Origin of the sequence: Paraburkholderia bannensis, from assembly GCF_014200455.1 — a bacterium.
Taxonomy (GTDB): domain Bacteria; phylum Pseudomonadota; class Gammaproteobacteria; order Burkholderiales; family Burkholderiaceae; genus Paraburkholderia; species Paraburkholderia bannensis_A.
The window spans coordinates 93769-100137 of record NZ_JACHBW010000023.1 but is presented as its reverse complement, the minus strand read 5'-3'; the positions used below and the strand labels follow the sequence as shown (position 1 = coordinate 100137).

6 protein-coding genes are annotated in these 6369 nt (G+C 59.4%); all 6 read right to left on the bottom strand.

The genetic code is table 11. The annotated features are described in order from the left end of the window. Window positions 1-1997: ImcF-related family protein (locus tag F4827_RS29810; RefSeq protein WP_221303864.1), on the bottom strand; the 1997-nt coding region annotated here is incomplete at its 3' end. After that, on the bottom strand, window positions 1997-3229 hold the full coding sequence (locus F4827_RS29805; RefSeq protein WP_183731061.1) for a hypothetical protein: 1233 nt from the start codon (window positions 3227-3229) through the stop codon (window positions 1997-1999). The genes F4827_RS29810 and F4827_RS29805, both read right to left, overlap by 1 nt. A 9-nt stretch (window positions 3230-3238) precedes the next feature. After that, entirely contained in the window at window positions 3239-3490 is a 252-nt protein-coding gene (locus tag F4827_RS29800) for a PAAR domain-containing protein (protein WP_183731058.1), read from the bottom strand. A 42-nt stretch (window positions 3491-3532) separates the two neighbouring features. Then, entirely contained in the window at window positions 3533-4639 is a 1107-nt protein-coding gene (locus tag F4827_RS29795) for a DUF6708 domain-containing protein (RefSeq protein ID WP_183731055.1), read from the bottom strand. 2 nt (window positions 4640-4641) lie between these two features. Next, window positions 4642-5904: a hypothetical protein gene (locus F4827_RS29790; RefSeq protein WP_221303863.1), complete on the bottom strand. Its 1263-nt coding sequence runs from the start codon at window positions 5902-5904 to the stop codon at window positions 4642-4644. Continuing rightward, the gene (locus F4827_RS29785; protein ID WP_183731049.1) at window positions 5901-6368 is read right to left on the bottom strand and encodes a toxin VasX; all 468 of its coding nucleotides are present in this window, start codon (window positions 6366-6368) and stop codon (window positions 5901-5903) included. Before F4827_RS29785 ends, F4827_RS29790 begins: the two co-directional genes overlap by 4 nt. Window position 6369 lies beyond the last annotated feature (1 nt).

Genomic DNA, 6369 nt, shown 5'->3' with positions numbered 1-6369 from the left:
GCCTGCGAGCTGCCGGAGTTAACGGAGTTAGCGGAGTTGCCGAGCACCCAGTTGCCTTCGACGCCATTGTGTTTCGCTGCGTCATCGATCGCGGCGTCGATGGAGCCTTCCCACGCCTGGCGCGTAAAGACGCCCGGCACCGTCGCTGAGGTCGCGAAGAGCCCACGCGTGTCCGTGCCCGCGGTCAGCGACGCGAGGGTCTGGTCAGGGTACTTGTGGCCGACCGAGTCGAGAATGCCCTGGTAGATCGTGTCCTCGGAATTCCTCACGCCGATGATCGCAAGCAGCGTCTGGCGCGCGTTGCCCACGAGATCTTCACGCGGCTGGATGCGCCAGTCGGGATGCGCGGGGAAATGCTGCGCCCAGAAACCCAGCAGTTGCGCGGACAGGTCGAGTTTCTCGCCGGCTCGCAGGCCGGTATCGGGATTCCAGTGCTGCCCGAGCTGGGGCGTCATGAAGGTGGAATCGGCGCGCTGCGGATCGGCCAGCATGAGGTAGGTCTTGAGCGCCTGCTGGCCGTCCTGTGCTACCTGGCTGCTCTGGGTATCGACCTGCGCCGTCGACATCTGGCCAAGATCGACGAGCTGGCCTTCGATGTCCTGCTGGACGGGGGAGATGAGCAGAGGCTTTGCGGCACGCGCGTAAGGCGTCCACAGTGCGCTGAGTATCGCGCGGTCGTGGTTCAGGCCGAAGCGCGTCAGCAGCGGTGTGTGTTCCTGCACACGGGCTTCGTGCAGCGCGATGCGTTGCTGGAGAGCGAGTAGTGCGCGCAGACGGCCGGGAGTGTCGTTCGCGCGGTGGAGCGCCTGCAGCGACTCTCTGGTCAGCATGACCTCGTGCGCGTTGTTCATGCCGGAGATGAGCATGCCAGCACTCCAGATACCGATGAGGACCAGGGCAACCGTGGAGAGCACCGTGACCGGGTGGGTCCAGGTGCGACGGCCGGACGTATGCTTCGAGGCCTCCGCAAGATAGCGCCACAGCGGCCGGTCGCCGCCCTGCACGCTACTGGCGCTGGAAGCGTTTGCGAGCGGCCACGCAGTGAAAAAAGCTCCCGCGACAGGCAAGGGCCGGCGCTGCCATGCGGACAGGCCCGCCAGCCATTGCGCAAGCGGCTCGCTGCGCGTATCAAGCCGCGCGGAGAGGTCGGCGGCCTGCCGGTCGTTGTCGTCGCGGCTTAAGCGCCAAACACTCTCATCAGCGAGGCGGTCACGTAGTGACAATAGCGCGGCCCAAACAGATCGGGCGTCCGCCGTATACGCAGGTCGAGTAAACTCGCAACCAGCAACTGGGACGCCTTCAGCATGAACGGCATCGTTTCCGTCAACGTCCAGCACGTAGATCGGTGCGGACCAGCGCAGCACGTCAGTAATGCGCGCAATGCTCATCGCCCAGGACCCGGTGCCCCTTCCCGATCCCTGAAGCGGCGTAGTAGCGTCGATCGTCAGTACGATAGCGTCCAGCGGGCGACGGTAACGCAATCCCCGGATCTGGCGCAGCCAACCTTCGTCGAGGCGGCCGTCCGTGCCCGCTCCGCCCCACAGCAGCACGGCTTGGTCAGTGATGAGCCAACCCTGTTCGCCCAGTTCGGGCATCAATCGCGAAATCGTCGAGTCATCTCCCGCCACCAGCAACCATGGCATGCCATAGCACCATCGCCATCCCATGCGATTGCGCAGTGACGCTTTCAGCCCCGCGGCCCAGTTTCGCCGGATTGCGGCTCGGTCTGCTCCTGTCGCACCAGCACGGGCAGACGAAGCGCGAACATAGCGGCGCCCCACTTTCCGGGCAGCCAGGCTCGCGCTCCATTGCCATGAAGAGGTGATAAGCCCACGCGCGAGCAAAATAGCCGCTCCGATCAGCAGCACAACAACTACCCTGAACACGGGCGACGGGTGAAACTTCTCCCCCTGAAACCAGGCCAGCACCGCGACGAACGTCGTTAGCGTCACGACGACGATCCAATAGCCCGAAAGCTTTAGCTTTGACTCACTCATTATTGTTTAGCTTCCTGTGAGACACCTGCGGGCTGTATGACGGCCAGCCGCAGACTGCGCTCCCTGCTTGCCATGACTTGCGACTTCGCCGTAAGCACAGCGTGTTCGGCAGCCAGTGCGATTGCAAGCCATGCAGCATCAATGCCCGCATCACCAATGGCCACATCAATGTCGTGAACTCCTGGGAATCCTTCCCCCTCGGAAACACCCGATTCCAGATCAGATGACGCGTCGAGCAGCGCTGCCTTATCCGCACGCTCAAGCCCCGCCTGCCAGAGGTCATGAACCTGCCCCGCTTCGGCGTCGCCCCATATCAAAGCGCGCTCCAGCGCATCGCGAACAGTATCGTCGCGAGCATCAACTGGACGATGCAGGAAAGCCTTCGACGTCAGCCCCTTGCGCATTACCAGCGGGGCCCAGCCAAACAGCAGCGCCGTCGCAGCTTCTGCGCCATTAGGCCGTGGGCTGCTATCGAGTTGCACCGCGACGAAAAGAGCGAATTTTTCCAGCGCAGGCCCACCCTCAATATCGAGCCACGCGTCTAGAGCCATCACGCCCTCTTCGTTCGAAAGCGGCGCGGCTTCTACCGGCCGATATCCGAACTCGCTCCAGCAACAACTCCACTGCGCTTGTATGTCATCCCAGTCCGCATCGTGGGGAATCTGAAGATAGACCTCCAGCGGAACCCGTTCTGGAAGAACGCTCAGCGTCTCGTCCATCCTCTCCAGCAGCTCCACAAAACAGGCCTCGTACCGATCGCCCTCGGACAGGTTGCCGATGCGCTCCAAACGGGTATGACGGACGACCGCGCTCCCGACCGCGGACTTCTGCGACTGCAAAGCTTGCGCTTTTTTTGCAATTTCGATTGCGACATCGGAGCCGCCTAATGCACTCAGATACGCACTGCTAACGATGGAAAGCGGCTCCCGGGCAAACTGAATCGCCTCCGCACGATCGGCTGCCAATTGCATATTTTTTGCTTCATAACGCTTCGATTCCTGTTCGTAGTAAAGCTGACGAAATCCAAACGCCAAGCTTCCAGCGAGCGCTGGAAGCAACAGCAGACGTACCCAGAACCAGGGAGTGTAAGTGGGCTGGTCTTTGGGCCAGGTAAGCAACATCGTGATCATGCCAATCGCCAGGATGATCAGAAAAATCATCAACCAGATAATCGGCCTGGGCGCTTTAGGCGCAGCGGTTTCCCGCTGCGGATACGGCAATTCGACAGGCATATCGTCCCGCTAGATCAGACTCGAAATCAGGCGGCATCCGCACATTGCGCGATGCCCCTGCCGAGCGACGGGGATGCCATTGTCATTCATCGACTCGTCGCCTTCGATGATGCGATTCGGACGCACGTCGGGATGCTTCGGGCAGGAAACTTCGTCACCCTTACGCGCAACAAAGCGTCCCTCATAGCGCATAGTTTCGGATGCACTGATCACCTTGCCGCCATGATCGGTATCATCACCCAACCGGATCAGCTTATTCATTTTCACGTTCCTGGATCAGGTTTGCTAAAAGAAGCGACGCGTTCATCGCCGCGATGACCTCTTTCCCAAGGTTCTCCTCGTCGCCTTGCGTTCGAGTTCGCGCGCCATCTCCTCCACCGACTTCGACGTGCGCGCACTCTCAAGCTCCTTCTGACGCTCTCGCTCCCAACTGCGTCTTGCCTTCGCCTCCGCATACTTCATCACGCCTGGAATTTCGGCAGCAAACTGCCCCGTCGATTCCGGAACCGGCCAGACATTCGGATCGTTCAGCGCAACCTCGCAGGTCATCTCCACCTCAGCCGGAAATACCGGCTCCTGGCTGGTGCGAAACACCACCCAGCGTGTCAGCGTGAACAGCACGATAAATGGCGAAAGTAGCGCCCGCTTGAATGGCGTTGTCGCGTTGGTGAAACTCACCGCGAACAGCATGCAGTTCTTTAGCGTTGGTGTGACCGACAGTGCTATGTACTTCGCCATTGGGCTATCGGCTACCGCCTCCGGACCTTGATCCATATAGCGGCGGATGAACTCCCACATCTCACGGACCGGCGTTTCGCTTTCCATCGCGTGGCCGAGCGCGAACGTATCTTTTACCGTGTCGCCCTCCATCACTTCGCCTCGGATGTCGCGAAGGAATGGCATGCCGCTACCGTGACCAAGGTGGAAATACACCGACTCCCACGGCACACTCAGCACGCCATCCGGCCCGTTGTGCCGGAATACATGCACCATGCGCGTTTTGCGATTGAAGCGGATGGGATAGTGGGTATAGGTGTGGTAGTCGTAGCGGAGTGCGGTGTAATAGAGAACATAACTTGATCCAAATGCAAACAAACAGACTCCGAAACTGAGGCACACACGAAGCAACCAGTCGCTGTACGTCCAATCGAAGAGTATCGAGTCCCCGAACACGAAGAGTCCTAAACCCACAACAAATAGTCCGCCCAATGTTGCGATTGACGTGTTTAGCATCCCGCGAAAACGAAACCGTCGATCAATCCAGTCGATATAGGTCGAGTTTAGGCGAATCAAACCCATGTGTTGCCCAGGCTCTACCTCCGCCTGAGCCTCGCGCCGCAATGCCTCTTTGCGCTCTTCTGGTAACAAGATGCGGTTCACCGCAAATGGACGCATCCAGCCGTTGTACATAATTAGCTTCCTTTTGCGAGTGCCTGCAATTCAACAGTCTGCGCAACCGGGCCATCAAAAGGCCCATCACCACCCTTGCCAAAGTACAGTGACTTCGCCAGCCAGTCCTGCAACGCGTTCGGTGTCAACCACGCAATAACAGTCATGAGGGCCATGATAACCAGTCCCACCAAAAATGCGATGCCGGCAATTCCCACAAATAGCATCAGGCACGCGGCAATCACAGAAGAAATGCCAAGCGTGATATTCAAATAGCCAAGAACAGGATGATTTCCCTTCATCTTCCAGCCATCAATGATCACCAGCACCCCCGCGACCACGCCCCCAAGCACCCCCATCAACTTGCCCACTCCAATAAACCAGCCCGCCCGCGTCTCCAATTCGATCGCCATGAACTTGAACTGCCTCGCAGTCTTCGCTGCGCCCCACTCTGCCTTGCTTAACAAGGCCCCCGCAGCCTGCCCCATTGTCCCAACCAGCCCCACCACCCCGGCCGCGAAATTGATTCCCTTAGCCATCGCGTCCGCAGGCGCCGCCTTCATCATGTCCTGGTAGGCGCTGCGAAGCGTGAGCGACGAAAAAAATAACTGCGCGACTCCCGACTTGAAATCCATGTTGGCGAGCTTGCCTGCGCTGGTCTCCATGATTTCGTCGAACTGGGCTGGCGTAAGCAGCCCTGCCATCGCGGTCTGGCGCGCCGACCCCGACAATCCCGCCAGTTCCTTGGCCTTCGCCTGATCCACCAGCATCACGCCGTGATACGGGTGAAGTGTGCCCTCAGCATCCGCCAGTTTGTCCAGCGCCGCTCGCGCGCCGCTGCGAAACTTTTGCGCGTCATCTCCTGACATAGCCGCCAGCATGCCCGCCAGCATACGTGCGGCATCTTTGCGGCTTAACTGGCCACGGAGGTCCACGACAACCAAGTTGGGATTGCCAACGTGCGCAACCCAACCCACGACACCCATCAACCATTTACTTTTGCCTAGGGGTATTTTTTCGCCAACCGCAGTCAGCCCCTGGTCTATTGCCTTGCTCAGGGTCTGGACACCAGCGCCAGTTAGCTGGTAGACGCACCGCGCCACGGCGTCCGCCAAGGGCTTTTCGAGGTGGTGCTCACTTCCTTCGACTATCACGTCCTTGAACTTGTCGTGAAACTTCTCAATCAGATCCTTCCACGGCAATGCTGACGTTGTGGCCTGTTCGCGCGCCGCGTCAGTCCACGCCTTGATCAGGGGCTCATGATTAAGCATCAGTGCCCGCGTCAACCACGCCTCTGGAGCACCGCCGGAGTCCACATGGTGTCACTGAATCCAAGCCAGACACGGGTCGCATTTGCTGCGTCCGTTACCGTAATGCAGCGAGCAAGGTACGGATCGTTCTTTGCCTTGCAGGCGTTGTTGAACTCCTTTTCACCAACAACACCCGATACCTTGGCATGGATGTCAAAGGCGTAAAGATAGCTCTGCGTGTTGACAATGTACCCGCGCCACTCATTGCGTTTCTCATCAAACACATACAGGTAACCGGGTCGCAGCAGGCGCATTGTGTAGCGCGCAATTTTGGCCGGCAGGTCGATAGATGTCACGTCGGCACCAAAGGGAGCGGCAAGCGCCGGCGCGTTGCCCTTGTCGGCCCGGGCGATGGTGTAACGCACCGGCAGAATGGGCAAACCGTGCTTGTCGCAAAACGGGCAATTCTGCTGCGGCATTTGAGAAGCAGTAGCGTTCATG

Coding starts and splice junctions, on each gene's coding strand:
- F4827_RS29805 (WP_183731061.1), bottom strand. CDS start 3,229: ATGCCTGTCGAATTGCCGTATCCGCAGCGGGAAACCGCTGCGCCTAAA.
- F4827_RS29800 (WP_183731058.1), bottom strand. CDS start 3,490: ATGAATAAGCTGATCCGGTTGGGTGATGATACCGATCATGGCGGCAAG.
- F4827_RS29795 (WP_183731055.1), bottom strand. CDS start 4,639: ATGTACAACGGCTGGATGCGTCCATTTGCGGTGAACCGCATCTTGTTA.
- F4827_RS29785 (WP_183731049.1), bottom strand. CDS start 6,368: ATGAACGCTACTGCTTCTCAAATGCCGCAGCAGAATTGCCCGTTTTGC.